The organism is Peribacillus sp. BM1 (assembly GCF_056679975.1).
Genome location: NZ_CM155259.1, coordinates 1,118,937 through 1,142,439, shown reverse-complemented (window position 1 = coordinate 1,142,439; position 23,503 = coordinate 1,118,937). Strand labels below are relative to the sequence as shown.

The window sequence follows — 23,503 nt, the reverse complement described above, 5'->3', positions numbered from 1 at the left end:
ATTTTCACAAAAACCCAAGAAGCCGTCACTGACTTCTGGAGACATTACTTTTTAAGAAAAGCGCAAGCGCCTTGTTTCACCCGAAAGCGAGTATGTGTCAAATAAGCTGCATGGAAAGAATCATTTTCAGTCCATCCATTTACTTGTCTATTGACTATCGAGGTAAGTTCACTTTCACTAAGCATCAAAACCCTTAGGAAAACCTATACTTTCTTAATCTTAAAAAAGACAAATTAAAAAACCCGTTTCCGGGCTTTTTGCTGTTGTTTATCATTCTAGCACTATTATAGCTTATTTTCGAATCTCTTATTCAATAACAAGGCGAATTAGTTCAGATATACCTAAATCTACTACAGCAAAGAACACTGCCATAACGACAACAGTTGAAAGCACAACAACCGTATATCTTGTAAGCTCTTTTCTTTTAGGCCAGCTTACTTTTCTCATCTCACTAGCAACACCGCGAAAAAATTCGGTTATGCGATTCATGAATGTAACCTCCAACCAATTAGATAGCTTCTGTCAATCTATTTAAACAGTTACTTTGTTTCTTTATGCATGGTATGGGCATTGCAAGTACTACAAAATTTCTTAATTTCCAGACGCTCAACACTTGCTGTTTTATTGCTTTCAGAAGAGTAATTTCTTGAACCACAATCCGTACAAGCGAGGATTAACTTTTTTCTCATCATTTCCACACCTATCTATCTCTACATCGTTAAAACTTTATCACGGCTGTCACTTATTGTCAACAAACAATAAGCCTAAATACCGCATGGATACAAGGAATTATAGGGTAATCTCTCTCACTTCCAAATACCGTTCAAGTTTTCTCTTGACTCGTTGAAGAGCATTATCAATTGACTTTACGTGTCGGTTTAATTCCTCTGAAATTTCCTGATAAGATTGTCCATCAAGATAAAGTGCAAGAACCTTTCTTTCTAAATCACTCAATAATTCCGCCATTTTTAATTCGATGTCGTCAAATTCCTCCTGATTTATAAACAGTTCTTCGGGATTTAAAACTTTCGCTCCAGAAATAACGTCCATAAGCGTGCGATCTGATTCTTCATCATAGATAGGCTTGTCCAAAGAAACATATGAGTTTAAGGGGATGTGTTTTTGTCTTGTTGCTGTTTTAATCGCTGTAATGATTTGTCTTGTAATACAAAGCTCTGCAAATGCTTTAAATGATGACAGTTTATCTCCTTTGAAATCACGAATTGCCTTATATAAACCTATCATACCTTCTTGTACAATATCTTCTTTATCAGCACCGATTAAAAAATAGGTTCTAGCTTTAGCTCTTACAAAGTTACGGTATTTTTGGATTAGATAATCCAAAGCCTCACTGTCTCCTTTATGCACATGATCCACAAGCACGTCATCATCAAACTGGCCATAATCCTCATTCACTTTTATTCCGAAGTTGGATCCCACATTTTATCCCCCTGACCGTACACATAGTTAGCAATATTATACAGTAGGTGAAAATTACTCGTCAACAGCTCAAAACTTCCCCCGACGCCATTTTTCAAAAATTTCTGCCACTTCATCTGTTAAATCAATCTTGGAATTTTGTTTGAATTTTGTCGTTTTGTCAAGATTTTTGTCAATTTCAATTTCTATATGTTTCATTTCTATTAATAGCTCACGTGCAGATTTCCGTAAAGCTCCTTGCCCAAAAACCACCCATTGTTCAGTAAAATCAGAGGTTGCCACATAAATCTGCGTTTTAATATTATTTAAAAGGCTAGCCATTTTTTCAATCCGTTCATCCGCGGATTCATTTTCTCTTGTAAAAATAATTTCCACCTTAAAATTTTTATATTTACGCTCAATTCCCTGAACAAAATGGGCATCAAACACGACTATGACTCTGTAACCTGAAAAAGCTTGATATTCTGCCATCTTCTCAATCAAGCGATCACGCGCTTCTGATAAATTGTGTTCCTTTAATTCTCTTAGTTCCGGCCAAGCTCCAATAATGTTATAACCGTCTACCAACAGAATATTCATTACCTATTCCCCTAAAGGATTTCTTTTTCGATAAACCTCATACATCAACAACCCTGCTGCAACAGATGCATTCAAAGAAGTTACCTTTCCGATCATTGGCATACGAATAAGGAAATCACATTTATCTTTAATGAGGCGGCCCATTCCCTTTCCTTCACTGCCGATTACAAGACCTATCGGCATCTTACCGTCCATGTTTCGGTAATCATCTTTGCCCAACGCATCGGTACCAACAATCCAGACCCCGCGTTCTTTCAATTCATCAATCGTTCTAGACATATTTGTAACTCTGGCAACAGGGATGTATTCGATGGCTCCTGTTGATGATTTTGCTACAGTTGCAGTTAAACCCACGGCTCTACGTTTCGGAATAATAATTCCATGAGCTCCTACTGCATCAGCTGTACGCATGATCGATCCAAGATTATGAGGATCTTCAATTTCATCTAATAATATAAAAAGGGGAGCTTCATCACGAGACTCTGCCACAGCAAATAGATCATCCAATTCTGCATATGTATACGCAGCTACTTGGGCAACAACCCCTTGATGAATGCCTTCTGTCATTTGATCAATCTTTTTCTTCGGGACAAAATTAACGAATATATTCCGCTCTTTTGCTAGTGCAATAATTTGCTGCATTGTACCTTTTTGCGAACCTTCAGCAATCCATATTTTATTCATATCACGCTCAGACCGCAATGCTTCAAGTACAGGATTCTTTCCAATAATATATTCCTCACTCATAAACTCATCTCCCTTTTTCTTCTTCAATAAATTGTATCGATTGATCGATAAGAACTTCTAATCTTTCATTGTTCCCTGACAAGTATACATAGCCCATTAAAGCTTCAAAAGCTGTGCCATATCGATAAGTTTGAACATCTGTATTCTTAGGCACACTACCTGATTTAGCATTCCGTCCGCGCCTTACCACAGCTCGTTCTTCCTCTGTTAATTGATTGTTTTCGATAAAGAAATGAATGATTTTGCTTTGTGCTTTTGCTGATACGAAAGAAGTTGCTTCTTTATGAAGCAAATTCGGCTTCACTGCACCTTTTTTCAGAAGATGATGCCGTATATACGTTTCATATATGGCATCACCCATGTAAGCAAGAGCAAGGCTGTTCACCATTTTTTCATCGACTTTCTTTTCATATTGCATATTGCTTATCCTCTTTTCCATCTTGTACCTTGAGGTGTATCTTCGAGAATAATATTTACATTTTTTAACCGGTCACGAATGTCATCTGAAAGCTTAAAGTTCCTGTCTTTACGTGCTTGAATGCGCTGCTGAATCAACGCTTCAATTTCTTCATCCAACAAAGCTTCTTCTTCTAGAGTCAAACCAAGAACGGACGTTAACGTTTTAAACTCTTTGATGAATTTCTCAATCACATTCTGATCTGTATTCTTTTCCATCAGATAGTAATTGGCTTGCTTGGAAAGTTCAAACAAGACAGAGATTGCATTAGCTGTATTAAAATCATCGTCCATTTCACGGGTGAATTCATCATGTAAGTCCGTAATTTTCTTCAACCATAAGCCGTCGTTATCCGTTAATCCCGTGCTTGAATCTAAACGATGCTTTAAGTTTTGCAAAGATGTTTTCAAACGGTCAAATGCCGCTTTTGTCTTCTCAAGTACTTCTTCGCTATAATTGATTGGGTGGCGATAATGAACAGATAACATGAAAAATCTCAATACTTGTGGATCATGATGCTGAATAATGTCATGTACAAGAACAAAATTCCCTAGAGATTTCGACATTTTTTCATTATCTATATTTATATAGCCATTATGCATCCAGTACTTCGCAAATGTTTTCCCTGTCAATGCTTCTGATTGGGCAATTTCATTTTCATGGTGTGGGAATGTTAGATCTTGCCCACCTGCATGAATATCAATTGTATCACCGAGGTATTTCTTCGCCATTGCGGAACATTCAATATGCCAACCCGGACGGCCATTTCCCCATGGAGACTCCCAAGAAATTTCGCCTTCCTTTGCTGTTTTCCACAAGGCAAAGTCTAGAGCGTCCTGTTTTCTATCCCCCACTTCAATTCTTGAGCCAATGCGCAGTTCATCAATGGACTGATGTGAAAGCTTGCCATACGAGTCGAATTTACGAGTACGGAAATAGACATCCCCTTCAGATTCATATGCATATCCTTTTTCAATCAATGCAGAAACAAAGTCAATAATCGTATCCATATTCTCCATTACAGTCGGATGTTTATCTGCCTTTTTGCAGCCTAACGCTGAGACATCTTCAAAATAGGCGTTAATAAATCGTTCTGCAATCGTCGGAACATCTTCCCCTAATTCCTTTGCAGCTTTAATTAATTTATCATCTACGTCTGTGAAATTTGAAACAAAGTTCACATCGTAACCGCTAAACTTAAGATAATTGCGAACAGTATCAAATACGATGGCAGGGCGAGCGTTGCCAATATGAATATAGTTGTATACGGTAGGTCCGCAAACGTACATCTTAACCTTACCTTCTTCTAATGGAATAAATTCTTCCTTCTGCCGGGTTACAGTATTATAAATTTTAATAGTCATATTCTTTTCTCCTTTCTTCCTTCAACACATACAATTCCGCTTTCATATCCAACAGTTCCTTTTCCAATTCTATAATGCGGTCTGCAATAGGGTCAGGAAGGTCTGTATGGTTTAAATCTTTACTTATTCTTACCCCATCCTGAATGACGACTTTTCCTGGAATACCAACAACAGTCGAATTCGGAGGAACTTCTTTCAATACAACTGAACCTGCGCCGATTTTGGAGTTTTCTCCAATTTCAATGGATCCCAAAACCTTAGCACCTGTAGCAATTAATACATTATCTTTAATCGTGGGATGCCTTTTTCCTTTTTCTTTTCCTGTTCCTCCAAGTGTAACACCTTGGAATACAGATACATTATCTCCAATTTCACAAGTTTCACCAATCACGATCCCCATTCCATGATCAATAAAAAAACGATTCCCAATTTGCGCACCTGGATGAATTTCAACACCAGTAAAAAAGCGGCTAATTTGTGAAATAGTTCTTGCAATGAAAAAGAATTTACGTTTATAAAAGGCATGGGCCAGTCGATGACTCCAAATCGCATGCAATCCAGCATATGTCAAAATAACTTCTAGATAACTACGTGCAGCAGGATCCTGGTCAAATATGACCTCTAAATCTTCCTTGAATAGTTTAAACACCGTTGTTACCTCCTATATATCCCTTCTATTCTTTTCTATTTAGCATGATGTAATGGATCAGTGTGATCTTTTCTAGCTACCTGTGAACTTGCTAAACATTCTCCACATGAACAATGTTTCGGTTTACTCAATAAAAAAACGCCTCTGTCCAATAGACAGAGACGCTTTGTCAGCGCGGTTCCACTCTGTTTGAAATGTTCAGCGAATCGCTTCCGTTTCCAACTTATTTCCCGATAACGGAGGAAATTCCGCCTTTGCCTACTATTAGTTAGTTCAACAAAGGGCTCCAGGGTGCATTTCAGGAAATGAGGGGCTTAAACCACTTTCAGCAGGTTATGGTTCTCTCTTTCAAGCATCATTTTCTTACTTCTCCCTATCTACGCGTTTCTTAGCTAATAATTATCTAATACTATATTACATTTCCAACAAATTGTTAACTTAAAATGCTCTCTACACGCTGTTTTATTTTTTCCTTCCCTAAAAGCGCAATAGCTTTCGGTAGATCAGGTCCGTGTGTTTGCCCTGTAACTGCTGCACGAATTGGCATAAAAAGTTTTTTTCCTTTTTGTCCTGTACTTTTTTGAACGGCTTTAATGGCCTTCTTAATTTCGTCAGCGGCAAACGTTTCAAGGGTATCGAGTTCTTGAAGGAATGCTTGCATAACCTCTGGCACTTGCTCTTCTGCAAGTACCTCTTTTGCTTCTACTTCAAAATCCAGTTCTTCCTTAAAGAATAGTTGTGATAGTTCAACGATTTCCGCACCAAAGCTCATTTGTTCTTGGTACAAATCAACTAATTGATAGACCCATTTAGCTTCTTCTTCACTTAGCTCAGCAGATACTTTCCCTGCTTTTACAAGATGAGGCAGTGATAAATCTACAGCACGGCTGACATCAAGTTGTTTCACATATTGATTGTTCATCCACGTTAGCTTCTGCGTGTCAAATAATGCCGGTGATTTCGACAGACGGTCTGCATCAAACATTTTGATAAACTCTTCTTTTGAAAAGATTTCTTCTTCACCACTCGGAGACCAACCCAATAATGTGATGAAATTGAATAACGCTTCTGGCAAATACCCTAATTCTTCATATTGCTCAATAAATTGAATAATTGATTCATCACGTTTACTTAATTTCTTGCGGCTCTCATTAACGATAAGGGTCATATGCCCAAATATAGGTGGCTCCCAACCAAATGCCTCATAAATCATCAATTGTTTTGGCGTGTTCGAAATATGATCATCGCCACGAAGTACATGTGAGATTTTCATCAAGTGATCATCTACTGCCACCGCAAAATTATATGTAGGAATCCCGTCTTTTTTCACAATAACAAAGTCGCCAATCCCTTCCGCTTCAAAGGACACGTCATCTTTAACCATATCTTTAAACGTGAAGACCTTGTCGGATGGAACTGCAAAGCGAATGCTAGGCTTTCTTCCCTCTGCTTCTAACTTACTCCGGTCTTCTTCTGTCAAATGACGGCATTTCCCTGAATATTTCGGGGTTTCATTACGAGCAAGCTGTTCCTCGCGCTCCGCTTCAATTTCTTCTTCGGTACAATAACATTTATATGCCAAGCCTTTTTCGAGTAGCTCTTCATACAAATCTTTGTAGATATCATTTCGCTCAGATTGACGGTAAGGTCCAAATTCTCCACCAATATCAACGCTTTCGTCCCACTCAATCCCTAGCCATTTTAAATATTGAAGCTGACTCTCTTCGCCACCTTCAATATTCCGCTTTTGATCTGTATCTTCAATCCGGATAATAAACTTCCCGCCTTGATTTCGTGCAAACAAATAATTAAACAAAGCCGTACGTGCGTTACCTATATGTAAATGCCCTGTTGGACTAGGTGCATATCTGACTCGAATGTCACTGCTCATATCTGACTCCTCCTAATGAATACATTCCATACGTCACTTCATAATCCCAGATTGGCCTAACCATGTGGGTTGTCTCGTTTTATTTTACCATCAATAGGTCAGTGAATAAAGTATCTCTTGGCGTTCACTTTGCTTTCACTAAGAGTACAGCAACTTGTGCAGCAATTCCTTCTCCACGACCAGTAAAACCAAGCTTTTCCGTTGTCGTTGCTTTCACATTGATTTGATCCACGGAAGCTTCCAGCAACTCAGCTACTTTTGCTTTTATTTTTTCATTATAGGGGGCCATTTTAGGACTTTGGGCTATGATCGTACAATCCGCATTTCCAAGTACATACCCTTCCTTTTTCACAATCGCCCATACGTGTTGAAGTAGCTTCGCTGAATCAGCATCTTTATACTCCGGATCTGTATCTGGGAAGTGCCTTCCAATATCTCCTGCCCCAATAGCACCAAGACATGCATCGGCAACTGTATGAAGTAATACATCCGCATCTGAATGGCCAAGTAAGCCTTTTTCATGAGGAATTGTAACTCCACCAATAATCAATGGCCTTCCTTCTACCAACTGATGAACATCAAATCCTTGTCCAACTCTAAACATTATTTCATCTCTCCTTCTTCACTTTTTATTTTTATGTAAAATTGCTTCCGCAAAATATAAATCTTCTTGAGTCGTAATCTTAATGTTATCATAATTACCTTCAATAATTACAACAGGTTGCCCCAATCGTTCAAGAAGACTAGCATCATCTGTACCTAAATAATTGGCTTTCTCTGCATCTTCATGTGCCTTTTTTAAAATGGACACACGAAAAGCCTGTGGTGTTTGGACTGCCCACAAGCTAGATCGCTCCACGGTTTCTATAACCATACTATCTTTCACTTTTTTTATTGTATCCTTAACAGGGACCGCAACTATTGCTCCACCATGAGTGAATGCTGCTTCTGTTAACCGTTTAATAAGCAGATGGTCAATAAACGGCCTTGCTCCATCGTGAACTAGCACAAGGCCATCTTCCTTGATTTCTTTCAATCCATTAAATACACTTTGCTGACGCTCTTTACCACCTGGAACAAGCTTAATCGTCTTTTTTATCTCATATTTCTTAATTAGGCTTGTGAAAATGGCTGCTTCTTCAGGATTAATTGTTAGGATAATCCGCTTACAGGCAGGGTCACGATCAAATACTTGTAGTGTATAAACGATAATAGGGGTTTCTATCAGCTCGATAAATAACTTATTCTTTCCAGCCTTCATTCTTTTCCCTTGTCCTGCTGCTGGTATAATTACTTCATAAAACATGCCGGCCTCTCCTTGTTACACTATAAGACTCTGTTTCCTCCTATAATGCTTTTTCTAATAATTTAGGCTTTGCAAAAATCATACGACCCGCAGATGTTTGAAGGACACTCGTTACTAATACATCGATCCGCTTGCCGATATAATCTCTTCCACCTTCAACAACAATCATCGTTCCATCGTCGAGATAAGCAATGCCTTGATTTTGCTCTTTCCCATCTTTAATGACTTGTACACTCATTTCTTCCCCTGGTAGTACAACAGGCTTTACTGCATTTGCTAAATCATTAATATTCAACACAGGTACACCTTGAAATTCACACACTTTATTGAGGTTAAAATCATTTGTAACAACAACACCGTTGGATACTTTCGCAAGCTTAACTAATTTGCTATCTACCTCTTGAATATCCTCAAAATCCCCTTCATATATTTCTACCTTAATCGATAATTCCTTTTGAATGCGATTAAGGATATCCAAACCTCGACGGCCACGATTTCTTTTTAATGCGTCTGAGGAATCAGCAATATGTTGAAGCTCTGCCAAAACGAATTGTGGGATAACAATCACGCCTTCTAAAAATCCCGTCTGGCAAATATCCGCAATTCTCCCATCAATAATGACACTTGTATCAAGTATTTTCATTTTTCGATTTTGTTCTTCTAACTCTTGTTCACTGTCTTGAATTTTCCTTTTCGCTGCTTTGGAGAATAAATTCAAGAATTCATCCCGCTTCTTAAATCCAACCTGAAAGCCGAGATACCCAAACAATAAAGTCAAAAGAATCGGTGCTACTGTATTTAGAACAGGTACTTGGATGGCATTGAGCGCTGAACCGATAATATAGGCAGCTAAGAGCCCCACGAGCAAGCCGATACTTCCCAAAACAATATCTGTAATCGGTGCCTCGACAAGCTGTTCCTCAAGCCACTTCATAAAATTAACGACATACTCTACAGCCCCAAAAGTAATAAGATAAAAAATGATGGCTCCTAAAATAGCAGTAACATAAGGGTTATTTATTAATGCAATATCATCTGCATGTATCATCGTCAATAGCCACGGAATTAACACAATGCCAAGTGTTCCCCCGACAATTAAGAAGCATGCTTGTATAATGCGTTTTAACATCCCTTCACCTCCCTTTATTCATTATTAACAAATATTATAATTCGAAACCTTGTTATTTAATTTTTTGATAAGATTTCGCTATAAAATATAGATAACTTCCATACCTCAGCCTAGCATTCGCATATTGGAGTGTCAAAAATTATTCACCCCCTATTCACATTCTTTGCTCTGCAACAAGTTGTGTTTTCAATAGCTTAAGACCCTCTTGAATTTTATTCGCCCGTACTTCTCCAATACCTTCAACATCGTCCAGCTCTTCAACAGAAGCCTGATAGATAGTAATAAAATTACTAAATTGATTGATAAGATTCTCTACAATCAAAAATGGCAATCTCGGAATTTTATGTAGAATTCGATACCCTCTTGGACTGATCGTTTCATCCAAATGAATGTAGCCATTATATCCAAGTACTTTTAACAAATTTCCTTCTTCAAACTTCTCCTGCTGGGCCAATTCGTGCAGCTTTTCTATTATTTCCTGTGGATGGTCTCCCTTCTGATTGACATAATCTTTTACGATCAGTTTCCCTTCACTTTCCAATTCAAAAAGCAGCTCATTCATTTGAAGACGGATTAATCTACCTTCTGTACCAAGCTCATTCAAATAATTCACTAACTCAATTTTTATTCTTAAAACCATAATATAGCGATGGAAGACCTGCAATAAATCTGTATAGGTCACCATATCCTCGAACTCAAGCAAACCAAGGTCATTAATACTTTGCTGCAAAACAATTTTATATTTTTCCAGCGTTTGTATCGCAAGATTCGCTTTTGCTAAAATAACAGCAATATCTTTAAGTACATATTGGAAACTCCCTTGATAGAGGGTAATGACATTTCTCCGCTGTGAAATCGCAATAACAAGCGATTTTGTTTCCCTTGCCACACGCTCAGCTGTTCTATGACGCATACCGGTTTCCTTGGATGGTACAGATGTGTCTGGTGCCAACTGTGCATTAGCTAGGATGATTTTATCCGCCTTTCCATTTAAAATAATCGCACCATCCATCTTCGCCAATTCATATAATGTGCTAGGTGTACAAGGATAATTAATTTGAAACCCACCATCGACTATTGAACGTACTTTTTCATTATCACCGACAACGATAAGTCCTCCTGTATTAGCACGTAAGACATTATCAATCCCTTCTCTTAATGGTGTACCTGGGGCAATCATGTGAAGGATTTCTAATTTTATCTTTTCAAACGCTTTTTTGTCTGTCATTTTTAGCCTCCTAGAGCATACTTAAGAGCTTCCGCAACGGTTGACACTCCGATAATTTCAATTCCTTTAGGTGCACTCCAACCACTGATATTATTAGCTGGAACAATCACCCGTTCAAAGCCAAGTTTGACCGCCTCCTGAACCCTTTGTTCAATTCTTGATACTCTTCTAACTTCACCTGTCAGTCCTACCTCTCCAATAATACAATCCGTAGGTTTCGTTGATTTGTCACGAAAGCTCGAAGCAATACTTACAGAAATAGCAAGGTCGATTGCAGGTTCATCCAGTTTTACTCCGCCCGCTACTTTTAGATAGGCATCTTGATTTTGTAAAAGTAAACCGACTCTTTTTTCTAAAACAGCCATCAAAAGCGATACTCGATTATGGTCAATTCCAGTTGCCATCCTTCGTGGGTTTCCGAAGCTTGTCGGAGATACAAGTGCTTGGATTTCCACAAGCACAGGTCGTGTTCCTTCCATAGAAGCAACGACTGTTGAACCAGCAGCACCTTGGGACCGTTCTTCGAGGAAAATTTCAGATGGATTTGCGACCTCTTCCAGGCCACTCTCTTTCATTTCAAAAATGCCCATTTCATTTGTCGAACCAAAGCGATTCTTGACAGCTCGGATAATTCGATATGTATGATGTCTCTCTCCTTCGAAGTATAATACCGTATCTACCATATGCTCCAATAATCTTGGACCTGCAATTGTCCCTTCCTTCGTTACATGCCCAACAATAAAAATGGCAATTCCATTCGATTTTGCGATGCGCATTAAAGTAGCTGTACATTCCCTTACCTGTGATACACTTCCAGGGGCTGAGGTGACTTCCGACTGGTAGACCGTCTGAATGGAATCAATAATAACAAGGTCTGGATTCACTTCAGCAATCGCCTGCTGGATATAATCCATATCTGTTTCTGAATACACATATAAATGGTCAGATGTAACACCAAGTCGATCGGCACGTAGCTTTGTTTGTTTAACAGACTCTTCTCCGGAAATATAGAGGACCTTCTTCTGCTTCTGTGCGAGTTGAGATGATACTTGTAACAAAAGTGTTGACTTACCAATACCCGGATCACCACCGATTAAAACGAGTGACCCTTGAACAATCCCTCCACCTAATGCCCGGTTTAGCTCAGCTAAATCCGTAGCAATCCTTGGCTCTTGCAACGTTTCAATTGTTGTAATGGGTATTGCTTTTTGACGCTCTGCATTTCCCGTGATACCCTCTGAATGCGTAAAGGCTCCTCCGCGCCTCTGTGGCTTCACAATTTCAACTTCCTCAACCATCTTGTTCCATTCTCCACAGCCTGGGCATTTCCCCATCCATTTTGCTGACTCATATCCACATGATTGACACATAAATTTTGTCTTTTTCTTTGTTGCCATAATAGCTTCCTCTCTTTTAGTAAAATAAATAAGCCTCTTATTCCTAAATATATTTATGTAAAAAAATCCCTACACTAAAGATATTATGTATGAAGTCGTAATAATCCTGCTTATCTCATAATCATTCCAACTATTTTCTAAAAAAATATATATTCACTTAATAAAAGAGAGGTACATCACATTATAGTATGTACCTCTTCTTGTCATTGCCTTATATATTACTATTTACTGGTTCTTCATATTTTAGTAAAAATTCGCCGTCTTTTACATCTATAGTAACCGGATGATTTTTTTGAACATTTCCTTTCAATAACTCTTCAGATAAGTAATCTTCCACGTGTTTCTGAAGTGCCCTACGAATTGGGCGAGCCCCATATTCGGGATCATACCCTATTTCAGCGATCTTTTCTTTCGCAGCATCCGTCAATTCAATGAGAATTTCCTGCTCGATTAGGCGGTTTGTAAGTTGAGTTGACATTAGTGTAACAATTTCTTTCAGATGCTTTCTCTCAAGTGCATGGAATACAATTGTTTCATCGATACGGTTAAGGAACTCTGGACGGAATGCTCGCTTTAGCTCTTCCATTACCTTTCCTTTCATATCCTTATAATCCTGACCTTGATCTTGAATGTTAAATCCTACATATTTATTCGATTTTAAAGCAGATGCACCCACATTAGAAGTCATAATTAGAATCGTATTTCTGAAATCTACTGTACGACCCTTAGAGTCCGTTAATCTCCCATCCTCTAATACCTGAAGAAGGATATTGAATACATCCGGATGAGCCTTTTCAATCTCATCTAATAGAACGACAGAGTACGGCTTTCTACGTACTTTTTCCGTTAATTGCCCACCTTCTTCATATCCCACATATCCCGGAGGTGAACCAACAAGGCGTGAAGTCGAATGTTTCTCCATGTATTCCGACATGTCAATGCGAATCATTGCCTCTTCATCACCAAAGATGGATTCAGCCAATGCTCTTGCTAATTCTGTTTTACCGACTCCTGTAGGTCCAAGGAAAATAAATGAACCTATTGGACGTTTCGGATCTTTCAAGCCTGCTCGAGCACGGCGAACGGCTTTTGCAACAGCAATTACCGCTTCTTCTTGACCAATTACACGATCGTGAAGTATAGATTCCATATTCAATAATTTATCTGATTCTGTTTGTGCGAGTCTTGTAACAGGGACACCCGTCCAACTAGATACGACGTGAGCGATATCATCCACTGTTACTTCACTATTTTCTTGACCCTGCTTTTCTTTCCATGTCTTCTTCGTTTCTTCCAGCTGCTCTCTTAATCGCTGTTCAGTATCACGTAAAGAAGCTGCCTTTTCAAACTCTTGGCTTTGTACCGAAGAATCTTTTTCTTTTCGTACTTCATCAAGTTTCACTTCTAATTCTTTTAAATTTGGTGGAGTCGTATAAGAACGCAATCGAACCTTCGAACCAGCCTCATCAATTAGATCAATCGCTTTATCCGGAAGAAAACGGTCAGAAATATAACGATCAGAAAGCTTAACCGCTGCATCAATCGATTCATCTGTAATTGAAACACGGTGATGCGCTTCATAACGATCACGTAGCCCTTTAAGAATTAGAATCGATTCCTCTATTGTAGGCTCATTAACTGTAATTGGCTGGAATCTGCGTTCTAGGGCTGCATCCTTTTCAATATATTTGCGATATTCATCGAGAGTCGTTGCTCCAATACATTGCAACTCACCACGAGCTAATGAAGGTTTTAAAATATTGGATGCATCAATCGCTCCCTCTGCTCCACCAGCACCAATTAATGTGTGTAACTCATCAATAAATAAAATGATATTTCCAGCTTGGCGAATTTCATCCATCACTTTCTTCAGACGATCTTCAAACTCACCGCGGTATTTCGTGCCAGCTACTACAGTTCCCATATCAAGTGTCATAACGCGCTTGTCACGAAGAATTTCTGGAACCTCATTATTAATAATTTGTTGAGCAAGTCCTTCTGCAATTGCTGTTTTACCCACTCCCGGTTCTCCGATTAGGACTGGGTTATTTTTTGTACGACGACTTAGCACTTCGATCACACGTTGGATTTCTTTACTGCGGCCAATGACCGGGTCCAGACTTCCTTCACGTGCAATTGCGGTTAAATCACGGGCTAAACCATCTAGGGTTGGCGTACTGGCATTTGCTGATGCAGCACCCTGATGACCACCAGACTCATTGCTCCCTAGCAGTTGTAGTACTTGCTGACGTGCTTTATTCAAACTTACTCCAAGATTATTAAGAACACGGGCAGCGACGCCTTCTCCTTCACGGATTAACCCTAGCAGAACATGCTCAGTACCAACATAAGAATGTCCAAGTTTTCGTGCTTCATCCATAGAAAGCTCAATGACCTTTTTAGCTCTTGGGGTATAATGAATCGTTTGAGCCTTCTCTTGACCGCGGCCAATTAAGTTTTCTACTTCTTTTTGAATTTTATCTGAGCCAAGCCCCAGTGCGTATAGTGCCTTTGCAGCAATACCTTCTCCTTCACGAACGAGACCTAAAAGAATATGTTCGGTTCCAATATTATTATGTCCCAAACGAATAGCTTCTTCTTGGGCTAATGCTAATACTTTTTGAGCTCTCTCAGTAAATCGTCCAAACATCATAGGATAATTCCTCCTTAAGAATTTTCAATTTGGGCTGAATCTAACCGTTCACGTATTAACGAAGCGCGGCGAACATCTCTTTCATATGGTTGTAACGGTCCACCTGCATACTTTTGTAAAAATCCTGGCTGCGTTAAAATCATTAATTCATTCATTACACTTTTTTCTATATTTTTTATATACCCTAAATCGATACCTAAACTAACATCTGATATACATGTAGCAGCTTCTATTGATTCAATAATCCTTGCATTCAATAAAACTCCAAGAGAACGATATACTCTATCTTCTAATTGTATGTGAGAGGTTTTAACTAATGCTTCTCTGGCAGACCTTTCTTGTGCAATGATTTGTTGAACAACACTAGTCAAGTCTTCCACAATATCTTTCTCTGATTTTCCAAGTGTAATCTGGTTTGATATCTGAAAAATATTACCTACTGCACTACTGCCCTCCCCATACATTCCTCTGACAACAAGACCTAATTGGTTAATTGCTGGGATAATTTTGTTAATTTGACGAGTCAGGACTAGACCCGGTAGATGCATCATAACTGACGCTCTTAAGCCTGTTCCTACATTTGTTGGACAGCTTGTTAAATAGCCCCTCTCTTCATCGTACGCATAATCAATCTGCTGCTCCACCCAATCATCATATTTATTAGCTACTTCCAAGGCTTCTGTTAACTGCAAACCAGATACCATGCATTGAATCCGGATATGCTCTTCTTCATTCACCATAATACTAATTTCCTCATCTTCAGATAGCAGACAAGCAGCGTACAAGGAATCTTCGGCTAAATTAGGACTGATCAAGTGTTTTTCAACCAATACCTGTCTTTCTAGAGGTTCAAGCTTCTCTAATTCGAAAAGCTCCAAATTTCCCACTACAGTGGCATTTGACTTTTCTAGCTTTTCCTTTACTAACTCCATAATTTCGTTGGCTTCTTCCTTGTTGTATATAGTTGGGAATTTATAATCCCTGAAGTTTCTCGCCAATCTAATTCTGGAGCTTCGAACAATATCTGCATCAGGACCAGCTTCATTCCACCAAGAGCTTTTTGCATTTTGCGCGAAGTGATCTAAAGTCATAGCTGGTTTCCCCTTTCCTCTGCAGCTGCTTCGTCACCTTTTTCAAGTAAACGTATTTGATCTCGCACCAAAGCTGCCTGTTCAAATTCTTCTTGATCAATGAGGGCTTTCAGTTCGCCTTTTAAATCCTGTATTTGTTTTCTAAGATGAATGCTCTCGCCTAATCTTTCTGGTATTTTCCCAACATGTGCAGTATTGCCGCCATGCACTCTTTTTAAAATAGGATCCAAACTATCTTTAAACGCCTCATAACATGTTGCACATCCAAATTTCCCAACATGGACAAATTCTTTAAACGTTAAATGACAATTCTTACACTTTAACTCTTCAACATGTGGAAACGTACTCGTTTTCTTTTGCTGAAGAAATGGTTCTATATTAAGTAAACCGGCCAATAAGTTGTTTATTGAAAATCCGTTTGCACCACTTTGCATAAATAAATCACCTTTTTCTTGTGCACACTTATCGCAAATATGGATTTCTTTCTTTTCACCATTAATAATTTTGGTGAAATGCAAAGCTGCTGGTCTTTGATTACATTCTTGACAAACCATTTTATCACCTCTGCCGGGTCTTTATTTATATTTTAAAGTGGTTAGCATTGCATTTAAAATGCTTGCCCTTAATTCATCACGTACAGGTAAATCGATATAAATCACAGAACGATCAATCACACTAAGCATGATTTTCGCCTCTCTATTAGAAATAATATCCTCATTCACAAGCCGTATAATAATATCTTCAGCTGCCGTTTGAGAAACTCTAGAACCAATTAACAACAGTAGTTGATCTATTAAATCCGCGTGGTCGTGTGTTTGAACCTTCATAATTCTAATGTAACCCCCACCACCGCGCTTACTTTCCACTAAGTAGCCTCGTTCAATGGTAAATCTCGTATTAATTACGTAATTTATTTGAGATGGTACACATTGAAACTTATCAGCTACTTCGCTTCTTTTAATTTCTAAAATGTCTTTCTGACTCATCTCGAGAACTTGTTTTAAATAACCTTCGATAATATCAGATATATTTTTCACTCGCCCTCCCCCATCCTGACTTTGACTATATTTGACTATCATTATACAACGAAAAACCATTTTTGCAACCTAGATGCATTTATTTTTTGATTATATAATCCATTATTTCCATTTGTTATGTATTTTAACTTGAAAATTAATTTTTTTAGTACTCAGTGATTTATTTAACCATAATGAAAGGTTGTACATGATTTTAAATTTTTGTTCGAAAAGAAAACTTTAAACAAATTTATAAAATTCAAACTTAAATCAAGGAGTTAGCCTTCAATACCAAGCAAAGCTTTAATCAATAAAAGTGGTGTGTAAAAAACACAATTCCTATAGTTAGTTTCAGGAAGAATGCTATTTATTGAGTATATATGTGTGAAATCAAAAAACTCAACTATAAATAGCTGAGTTTTTGATTTCGTAGCAACGCCTTAAACGGTTCATTTAAATTAAAAAGAGGCCAGCTATAAATAGCTGGCCTCTCAAATTGCTTGGCAACGTCCTACTCTCACAGGGGGAAACCCCCAACTACCATCGGCGCTAAAGAGCTTAACTTCCGTGTTCGGAATGGGAACGGGTGTGACCTCTTTGCTATCGCCACCAAACAATAAAGGAATATCATTCCTTCAAAACTAGATAATAAGAAGGTTTTTTGCTTTTTTCAAGAACAATAAGGTTAAGTCCTCGATCGATTAGTATCAGTCAGCTCCACATGTCGCCACGCTTCCACCTCTGACCTATCAACCTGATCATCTTTCAGGGATCTTACTAGCTTACGCTATGGGAAATCTCATCTTGAGGGGGGCTTCATGCTTAGATGCTTTCAGCATTTATCCCGTCCGCACGTAGCTACCCAGCGATGCTCTTGGCAGAACAACTGGTACACCAGCGGTGCGTCCATCCCGGTCCTCTCGTACTAAGGACAGCTCCTCTCAAATTTCCTGCGCCCACGACGGATAGGGACCGAACTGTCTCACGACGTTCTGAACCCAGCTCGCGTACCGCTTTAATGGGCGAACAGCCCAACCCTTGGGACCGACTACAGCCCCAGGATGCGATGAGCCGACATCGAGGTGCCAAACCTCCCCGTCGATGTGGACTCTTGGGGGAGATAAGCCTGTTATCCCCGGGGTAGCTTTTATCCGTTGAGCGATGGCCCTTCCATGCGGAACCACCGGATCACTAAGCCCGACTTTCGTCCCTGCTCGACTTGTAGGTCTCGCAGTCAAGCTCCCTTGTGCCTTTACACTCTACGAATGATTTCCAACCATTCTGAGGGAACCTTTGGGCGCCTCCGTTACATTTTAGGAGGCGACCGCCCCAGTCAAACTGCCCGCCTGACACTGTCTCCCGCCCCGATAAGGGGCGCGGGTTAGAATTTCAATACAGCCAGGGTAGTATCCCACCGACGCCTCGACCGAAGCTAGCGCTCCGGCTTCACAGGCTCCTACCTATCCTGTACAAGCTGTACCAAAATTCAATATCAGGCTGCAGTAAAGCTCCACGGGGTCTTTCCGTCCTGTCGCGGGTAACCTGCATCTTCACAGGTACTATAATTTCACCGAGTCTCTCGTTGAGACAGTGCCCAGATCGTTACGCCTTTCGTGCGGGTCGGAACTTACCCGACAAGGAATTTCGCTACCTTAGGACCGTTATAGTTACGGCCGCCGTTTACTGGGGCTTCAATTCAAAGCTTCGCCTTGCGGCTAACCTCTCCTCTTAACCTTCCAGCACCGGGCAGGCGTCAGCCCCTATACTTCGCCTTGCGGCTTCGCAGAGACCTGTGTTTTTGCTAAACAGTCGCCTGGGCCTATTCACTGCGGCTTTTCCGGGCTATTCACCCTAAAAAGCACCCCTTCTCCCGAAGTTACGGGGTCATTTTGCCGAGTTCCTTAACGAGAGTTCTCTCGCACACCTTAGGATTCTCTCCTCGCCTACCTGTGTCGGTTTGCGGTACGGGCACCCTACATCTCACTAGAGGCTTTTCTTGGCAGCGTGGAATCAGGAACTTCGGTACTATATTTCCCTCGCCATCACAGCTCCGCCTTAATGGAAACGGGATTTTCCTCGTTTCCGGCCTAACTGCTTGGACGCGCATATCCAACAGCGCGCTTACCCTATCCTTCTGCGTCCCCCCATCGCTCAAACGATGTATAGGTGGTACAGGAATATCAACCTGTTGTCCATCGCCTACGCTTTTCAGCCTCGGCTTAGGTCCCGACTAACCCTGAGCGGACGAGCCTTCCTCAGGAAACCTTAGGCATTCGGTGGAAGGGATTCTCACCCTTCTTTCGCTACTCATACCGGCATTCTCACTTCTAAGCGCTCCACCAGTCCTTCCGGTCTAGCTTCAACGCCCTTAGAACGCTCTCCTACCACGGATACCATACGGTATCCATCCACAGCTTCGGTGTTACGTTTAGCCCCGGTACATTTTCGGCGCAGAGTCACTCGACCAGTGAGCTATTACGCACTCTTTAAATGATGGCTGCTTCTGAGCCAACATCCTGGTTGTCTAAGCAACTCCACATCCTTTTCCACTTAACGTAAACTTGGGGACCTTAGCTGGTGGTCTGGGCTGTTTCCCTCTTGACTACGGATCTTATCACTCGCAGTCTGACTCCCGAGAATAAGTATTTGGCATTCGGAGTTTGACTGAATTCGGTAACCCGTTGGGGGCCCCTAGTCCAATCAGTGCTCTACCTCCAATACTCTCATCTCGAGGCTAGCCCTAAAGCTATTTCGGAGAGAACCAGCTATCTCCAGGTTCGATTGGAATTTCTCCGCTACCCACACCTCATCCCCGCACTTTTCAACGTACGTGGGTTCGGGCCTCCATTCAGTGTTACCTGAACTTCACCCTGGACATGGGTAGATCACCTGGTTTCGGGTCTACGACCTCATACTCATGCGCCCTATTCAGACTCGCTTTCGCTGCGGCTCCGTCTTATCAACTTAACCTTGCATGAAATCGTAACTCGCCGGTTCATTCTACAAAAGGCACGCTATCACCCATTAACGGGCTCTAACTACTTGTAGGCACACGGTTTCAGGATCTATTTCACTCCCCTTCCGGGGTGCTTTTCACCTTTCCCTCACGGTACTGGTTCACTATCGGTCACTAGGTAGTATTTAGCCTTGGGAGATGGTCCTCCCTGCTTCCGACGGGATTTCTCGTGTCCCGCCGTACTCAGGATCCACTCAGGAGGGAACGAAGTTTCAGCTACAGGGTTTTTACCTTCTTTGACGGATCTTTCCAGATCACTTCACTTACCCCGTTCCTTTGTAACTCCATGTTGAGTGTCCTACAACCCCAAGAGGCAAGCCTCTTGGTTTGGGCTATCTTCCGTTTCGCTCGCCGCTACTCAGGAAATCGCGTTTGCTTTCTCTTCCTCCGGGTACTTAGATGTTTCAGTTCCCCGGGTCTGCCTTCAGTACCCTATGTATTCAGGTAAAGATACTGTTCCATTACGAACAGTGGGTTTCCCCATTCGGAAATCTCCGGATCAAAGCTTACTTACAGCTCCCCGAAGCATATCGGTGTTAGTCCCGTCCTTCATCGGCTCCTAGTGCCAAGGCATCCACCGTGCGCCCTTTCTAACTTAACCATATGGTGGCTGATAAACGAAAAGTTTACCAAACAACCTAGTTGTTAAAAGGTCTTACTTGATGTCTTGAAAAATTAATGCAAAAATTTGCCTTCTATCTATTATCTAGTTTTCAAAGAACGATTCGGCAACGAATAAGCAAAAGATTAATCTGTTGCTTTCATGTACCACGAATGAATGAATTACTCATTCAAAACTGAACAAAACAAAAGCGCTCGTTATATTCCTTAGAAAGGAGGTGATCCAGCCGCACCTTCCGATACGGCTACCTTGTTACGACTTCACCCCAATCATCTGTCCCACCTTAGGCGGCTGGCTCCTTGCGGTTACCTCACCGACTTCGGGTGTTACAAACTCTCGTGGTGTGACGGGCGGTGTGTACAAGGCCCGGGAACGTATTCACCGTGGCATGCTGATCCACGATTACTAGCGATTCCGGCTTCATGTAGGCGAGTTGCAGCCTACAATCCGAACTGAGAATGGCTTTATGAGATTCGCTTACCCTCGCGGGTTTGCAGCTCTTTGTACCATCCATTGTAGCACGTGTGTAGCCCAGGTCATAAGGGGCATGATGATTTGACGTCATCCCCACCTTCCTCCGGTTTGTCACCGGCAGTCACCTTAGAGTGCCCAACTGAATGCTGGCAACTAAGATCAAGGGTTGCGCTCGTTGCGGGACTTAACCCAACATCTCACGACACGAGCTGACGACAACCATGCACCACCTGTCACTTTTGTCCCCGAAGGGAAGTTCCTATCTCTAGGAAGGGCAAAAGGATGTCAAGACCTGGTAAGGTTCTTCGCGTTGCTTCGAATTAAACCACATGCTCCACCGCTTGTGCGGGCCCCCGTCAATTCCTTTGAGTTTCAGCCTTGCGGCCGTACTCCCCAGGCGGAGTGCTTAATGCGTTAGCTGCAGCACTAAAGGGCGGAAACCCTCTAACACTTAGCACTCATCGTTTACGGCGTGGACTACCAGGGTATCTAATCCTGTTCGCTCCCCACGCTTTCGCGCCTCAGTGTCAGTTACAGACCAGAAAGTCGCCTTCGCCACTGGTGTTCCTCCAAATCTCTACGCATTTCACCGCTACACTTGGAATTCCACTTTCCTCTTCTGCACTCAAGTTCCCCAGTTTCCAATGACCCTCCACGGTTGAGCCGTGGGCTTTCACATCAGACTTAAGGAACCACCTGCGCGCGCTTTACGCCCAATAATTCCGGACAACGCTTGCCACCTACGTATTACCGCGGCTGCTGGCACGTAGTTAGCCGTGGCTTTCTGGTTAGGTACCGTCAAGGTACCAGCAGTTACTCTGGTACTTGTTCTTCCCTAACAACAGAACTTTACGACCCGAAAGCCTTCTTCGTTCACGCGGCGTTGCTCCGTCAGACTTTCGTCCATTGCGGAAGATTCCCTACTGCTGCCTCCCGTAGGAGTCTGGGCCGTGTCTCAGTCCCAGTGTGGCCGATCACCCTCTCAGGTCGGCTACGCATCGTGGCCTTGGTGAGCCATTACCTCACCAACTAGCTAATGCGCCGCGGGCCCATCTGTAAGTGACAGCCGAAACCGTCTTTCCATCTCTTCTCATGCGAGAAAAGAAATTATCCGGTATTAGCTCCGGTTTCCCGAAGTTATCCCAGTCTTACAGGTAGGTTGCCCACGTGTTACTCACCCGTCCGCCGCTAAATCAAGGGAGCAAGCTCCCTATCATTCGCTCGACTTGCATGTATTAGGCACGCCGCCAGCGTTCGTCCTGAGCCAGGATCAAACTCTCCAAAAAGTGTTTGACTTGCTCATTTGTTTTTATAGTGTGTACTCACTTAATTTAAAACGTTGGCGCTTTGTTTTGTTCAGTTTTCAAAGAGCAATCTTTGTCGTTTCTCTCAGAAGCGACTTTATCATAATAACAAATCTTTTATAATTTGTCAACATTTTTTTGGTGGAGCCTAGCGGGATCGAACCGCTGACCTCCTGCGTGCAAGGCAGGCGCTCTCCCAGCTGAGCTAAGGCCCCAAAATAAATGGTCGGGAAGACAGGATTCGAACCTGCGACCCCTTGGTCCCAAACCAAGTGCTCTACCAAGCTGAGCTACTTCCCGTATAGAAACAATGCGCCCGGCGGGAGTCGAACCTACAACCTTCTGATTCGTAGTCAGATGCTCTATCCAATTGAGCTACGGGCGCGTATAGATGTAAAAATTGGTGCCGAGGACCGGAATCGAACCGGTACGGTAGTCACCTACCGCAGGATTTTAAGTCCTGTGCGTCTGCCAGTTCCGCCACCCCGGCATATACGAAATGAAAAGTGGAGCGGAAGACGGGATTCGAACCCGCGACCCCAACCTTGGCAAGGTTGTATTCTACCACTGAACTACTTCCGCATACAAAGTGCGGGTGAAGGGACTTGAACCCCCACGCCTCGCGGCGCCAGATCCTAAGTCTGGTGCGTCTGCCAATTCCGCCACACCCGCATAATAATATAATGGTGAGCCATGCAGGATTCGAACCTGCGACCCTCTGATTAAAAGTCAGATGCTCTACCAACTGAGCTAATGGCTCGTCCTACTAAATAACTTGTAAATGAAACTGGTGCCGGCAAGAGGACTTGAACCCCCAACCTACTGATTACAAGTCAGTTGCTCTACCAGTTGAGCTACACCGGCACTATAGATAATGGTGGAGGATGACGGGATCGAACCGCCGACCCTCTGCTTGTAAGGCAGATGCTCTCCCAGCTGAGCTAATCCTCCATTATAAATATTGCTTGGCAACGTCCTACTCTCACAGGGGGAGACCCCCAACTACCATCGGCGCTAAAGAGCTTAACTTCCGTGTTCGGAATGGGAACGGGTGTGACCTCTTTGCTATCGCCACCAAACAATAAAGGAATATCATTCCTTCAAAACTAGATAATAAGAAGGTTTTTTGCTTTTTTCAAG

General features: G+C 41.6%; 18 protein-coding genes, 9 tRNA genes, 4 rRNA genes and 1 other annotated feature. All 31 genes read right to left on the bottom strand.

Annotated features, from left to right (window positions below):
- Nucleotides 1-306 precede the first annotated feature (306 nt).
- The 31 genes from secE to rrf (AC1MGI_RS05375) all read right to left on the bottom strand — a co-directional run bounded on the left by secE (nucleotide 307) and on the right by rrf (AC1MGI_RS05375) (nucleotide 23,442).
- Nucleotides 307-489, bottom strand: coding sequence for a preprotein translocase subunit SecE (gene secE / locus AC1MGI_RS05525; RefSeq protein ID WP_480348871.1), 183 nt, complete (start codon nucleotides 487-489; stop codon nucleotides 307-309).
- Between the two features lie 50 nt (nucleotides 490-539).
- A complete protein-coding gene (gene rpmG, locus AC1MGI_RS05520; RefSeq protein ID WP_082675257.1) occupies nucleotides 540-689 on the bottom strand; it encodes a 50S ribosomal protein L33 in 150 nt (49 codons plus the stop codon).
- A 100-nt stretch (nucleotides 690-789) separates the two neighbouring features.
- On the bottom strand, nucleotides 790-1,440 hold the full coding sequence (gene sigH, locus AC1MGI_RS05515; protein WP_480348870.1) for an RNA polymerase sporulation sigma factor SigH: 651 nt from the start codon (nucleotides 1,438-1,440) through the stop codon (nucleotides 790-792).
- Between the two features lie 69 nt (nucleotides 1,441-1,509).
- On the bottom strand, nucleotides 1,510-2,019 hold the full coding sequence (locus AC1MGI_RS05510; RefSeq protein WP_480348869.1) for an NYN domain-containing protein: 510 nt from the start codon (nucleotides 2,017-2,019) through the stop codon (nucleotides 1,510-1,512).
- Nucleotides 2,020-2,022: 3 nt separating this feature from the next.
- Nucleotides 2,023-2,766 (bottom strand): 23S rRNA (guanosine(2251)-2'-O)-methyltransferase RlmB, encoded by a 744-nt coding sequence (rlmB, locus tag AC1MGI_RS05505; protein ID WP_480348868.1) that lies wholly within the window; start codon nucleotides 2,764-2,766, stop codon nucleotides 2,023-2,025.
- 4 nt (nucleotides 2,767-2,770) lie between these two features.
- Entirely contained in the window at nucleotides 2,771-3,184 is a 414-nt protein-coding gene (locus tag AC1MGI_RS05500) for a Mini-ribonuclease 3 (RefSeq protein ID WP_480348867.1), read from the bottom strand.
- A 5-nt stretch (nucleotides 3,185-3,189) separates the two neighbouring features.
- Nucleotides 3,190-4,587 carry a cysteine--tRNA ligase gene (gene cysS / locus AC1MGI_RS05495; RefSeq protein ID WP_480348866.1) on the bottom strand — a complete coding sequence of 466 codons (1,398 nt, stop codon included), beginning with the start codon at nucleotides 4,585-4,587 and terminating at the stop codon, nucleotides 3,190-3,192.
- Nucleotides 4,577-5,236 (bottom strand): serine O-acetyltransferase, encoded by a 660-nt coding sequence (gene cysE / locus AC1MGI_RS05490; RefSeq protein ID WP_062187165.1) that lies wholly within the window; start codon nucleotides 5,234-5,236, stop codon nucleotides 4,577-4,579. The genes cysS and cysE overlap by 11 nt, the downstream gene beginning before the upstream one ends.
- A 154-nt stretch (nucleotides 5,237-5,390) precedes the next feature.
- Nucleotides 5,391-5,625 (bottom strand) — a binding site (T-box leader).
- Between the two features lie 44 nt (nucleotides 5,626-5,669).
- Entirely contained in the window at nucleotides 5,670-7,127 is a 1,458-nt protein-coding gene (gene gltX / locus AC1MGI_RS05485; protein ID WP_480348865.1) for a glutamate--tRNA ligase, read from the bottom strand.
- 124 nt (nucleotides 7,128-7,251) lie between these two features.
- Nucleotides 7,252-7,731 carry a 2-C-methyl-D-erythritol 2,4-cyclodiphosphate synthase gene (ispF, locus tag AC1MGI_RS05480; RefSeq protein ID WP_480348864.1) on the bottom strand — a complete coding sequence of 160 codons (480 nt, stop codon included), beginning with the start codon at nucleotides 7,729-7,731 and terminating at the stop codon, nucleotides 7,252-7,254.
- Nucleotides 7,732-7,749: 18 nt separating this feature from the next.
- Nucleotides 7,750-8,433, bottom strand: a complete 684-nt coding sequence (gene ispD, locus AC1MGI_RS05475) for a 2-C-methyl-D-erythritol 4-phosphate cytidylyltransferase (protein ID WP_480348863.1) — start codon at nucleotides 8,431-8,433, stop codon at nucleotides 7,750-7,752.
- Between the two features lie 40 nt (nucleotides 8,434-8,473).
- A complete protein-coding gene (locus tag AC1MGI_RS05470; protein WP_480348862.1) occupies nucleotides 8,474-9,562 on the bottom strand; it encodes a PIN/TRAM domain-containing protein in 1,089 nt (362 codons plus the stop codon).
- 154 nt (nucleotides 9,563-9,716) lie between these two features.
- Nucleotides 9,717-10,790, bottom strand: coding sequence for a DNA integrity scanning diadenylate cyclase DisA (gene disA / locus AC1MGI_RS05465; RefSeq protein WP_480348861.1), 1,074 nt, complete (start codon nucleotides 10,788-10,790; stop codon nucleotides 9,717-9,719).
- 2 nt (nucleotides 10,791-10,792) lie between these two features.
- On the bottom strand, nucleotides 10,793-12,187 hold the full coding sequence (radA, locus tag AC1MGI_RS05460; protein ID WP_480348860.1) for a DNA repair protein RadA: 1,395 nt from the start codon (nucleotides 12,185-12,187) through the stop codon (nucleotides 10,793-10,795).
- A 211-nt stretch (nucleotides 12,188-12,398) separates the two neighbouring features.
- On the bottom strand, nucleotides 12,399-14,840 hold the full coding sequence (clpC, locus tag AC1MGI_RS05455) for an ATP-dependent protease ATP-binding subunit ClpC (RefSeq protein ID WP_480348859.1): 2,442 nt from the start codon (nucleotides 14,838-14,840) through the stop codon (nucleotides 12,399-12,401).
- Nucleotides 14,841-14,854: 14 nt separating this feature from the next.
- Nucleotides 14,855-15,931, bottom strand: coding sequence for a protein-arginine kinase McsB (gene mcsB / locus AC1MGI_RS05450; RefSeq protein ID WP_480348858.1), 1,077 nt, complete (start codon nucleotides 15,929-15,931; stop codon nucleotides 14,855-14,857).
- Nucleotides 15,928-16,485, bottom strand: coding sequence for a protein-arginine kinase activator protein McsA (gene mcsA / locus AC1MGI_RS05445; protein WP_480348857.1), 558 nt, complete (start codon nucleotides 16,483-16,485; stop codon nucleotides 15,928-15,930). Before mcsA ends, mcsB begins: the two co-directional genes overlap by 4 nt.
- Before the next feature lie 21 nt (nucleotides 16,486-16,506).
- Nucleotides 16,507-16,968, bottom strand: a complete 462-nt coding sequence (locus AC1MGI_RS05440; protein WP_480348856.1) for a CtsR family transcriptional regulator — start codon at nucleotides 16,966-16,968, stop codon at nucleotides 16,507-16,509.
- A 477-nt stretch (nucleotides 16,969-17,445) separates the two neighbouring features.
- A 5S ribosomal RNA gene (rrf, locus tag AC1MGI_RS05435) occupies nucleotides 17,446-17,561 on the bottom strand.
- Nucleotides 17,562-17,628: 67 nt separating this feature from the next.
- Nucleotides 17,629-20,564, bottom strand: a 23S ribosomal RNA gene (locus AC1MGI_RS05430).
- 231 nt (nucleotides 20,565-20,795) lie between these two features.
- Nucleotides 20,796-22,345: ribosomal RNA gene (locus tag AC1MGI_RS05425) — 16S ribosomal RNA — on the bottom strand.
- Between the two features lie 157 nt (nucleotides 22,346-22,502).
- Nucleotides 22,503-22,578, bottom strand: a tRNA-Ala gene (locus tag AC1MGI_RS05420).
- An 8-nt stretch (nucleotides 22,579-22,586) separates the two neighbouring features.
- Nucleotides 22,587-22,663 (bottom strand) — tRNA-Pro (locus tag AC1MGI_RS05415).
- A gap of 11 nt (nucleotides 22,664-22,674) precedes the next feature.
- Nucleotides 22,675-22,748: transfer RNA gene (locus AC1MGI_RS05410), tRNA-Arg, on the bottom strand.
- A gap of 16 nt (nucleotides 22,749-22,764) precedes the next feature.
- A tRNA-Leu gene (locus tag AC1MGI_RS05405) sits at nucleotides 22,765-22,853 on the bottom strand.
- A 17-nt stretch (nucleotides 22,854-22,870) separates the two neighbouring features.
- Nucleotides 22,871-22,945 (bottom strand) — tRNA-Gly (locus AC1MGI_RS05400).
- 8 nt (nucleotides 22,946-22,953) lie between these two features.
- Nucleotides 22,954-23,035: transfer RNA gene (locus AC1MGI_RS05395), tRNA-Leu, on the bottom strand.
- A 12-nt stretch (nucleotides 23,036-23,047) separates the two neighbouring features.
- Nucleotides 23,048-23,123: transfer RNA gene (locus tag AC1MGI_RS05390), tRNA-Lys, on the bottom strand.
- Between the two features lie 28 nt (nucleotides 23,124-23,151).
- Nucleotides 23,152-23,227 (bottom strand) — tRNA-Thr (locus AC1MGI_RS05385).
- Between the two features lie 11 nt (nucleotides 23,228-23,238).
- Nucleotides 23,239-23,314, bottom strand: a tRNA-Val gene (locus AC1MGI_RS05380).
- A gap of 12 nt (nucleotides 23,315-23,326) precedes the next feature.
- Nucleotides 23,327-23,442, bottom strand: a 5S ribosomal RNA gene (rrf, locus tag AC1MGI_RS05375).
- Together the 16S, 23S and 5S rRNA genes with 9 tRNA genes alongside form the textbook arrangement of a ribosomal RNA operon.
- Nucleotides 23,443-23,503 lie beyond the last annotated feature (61 nt).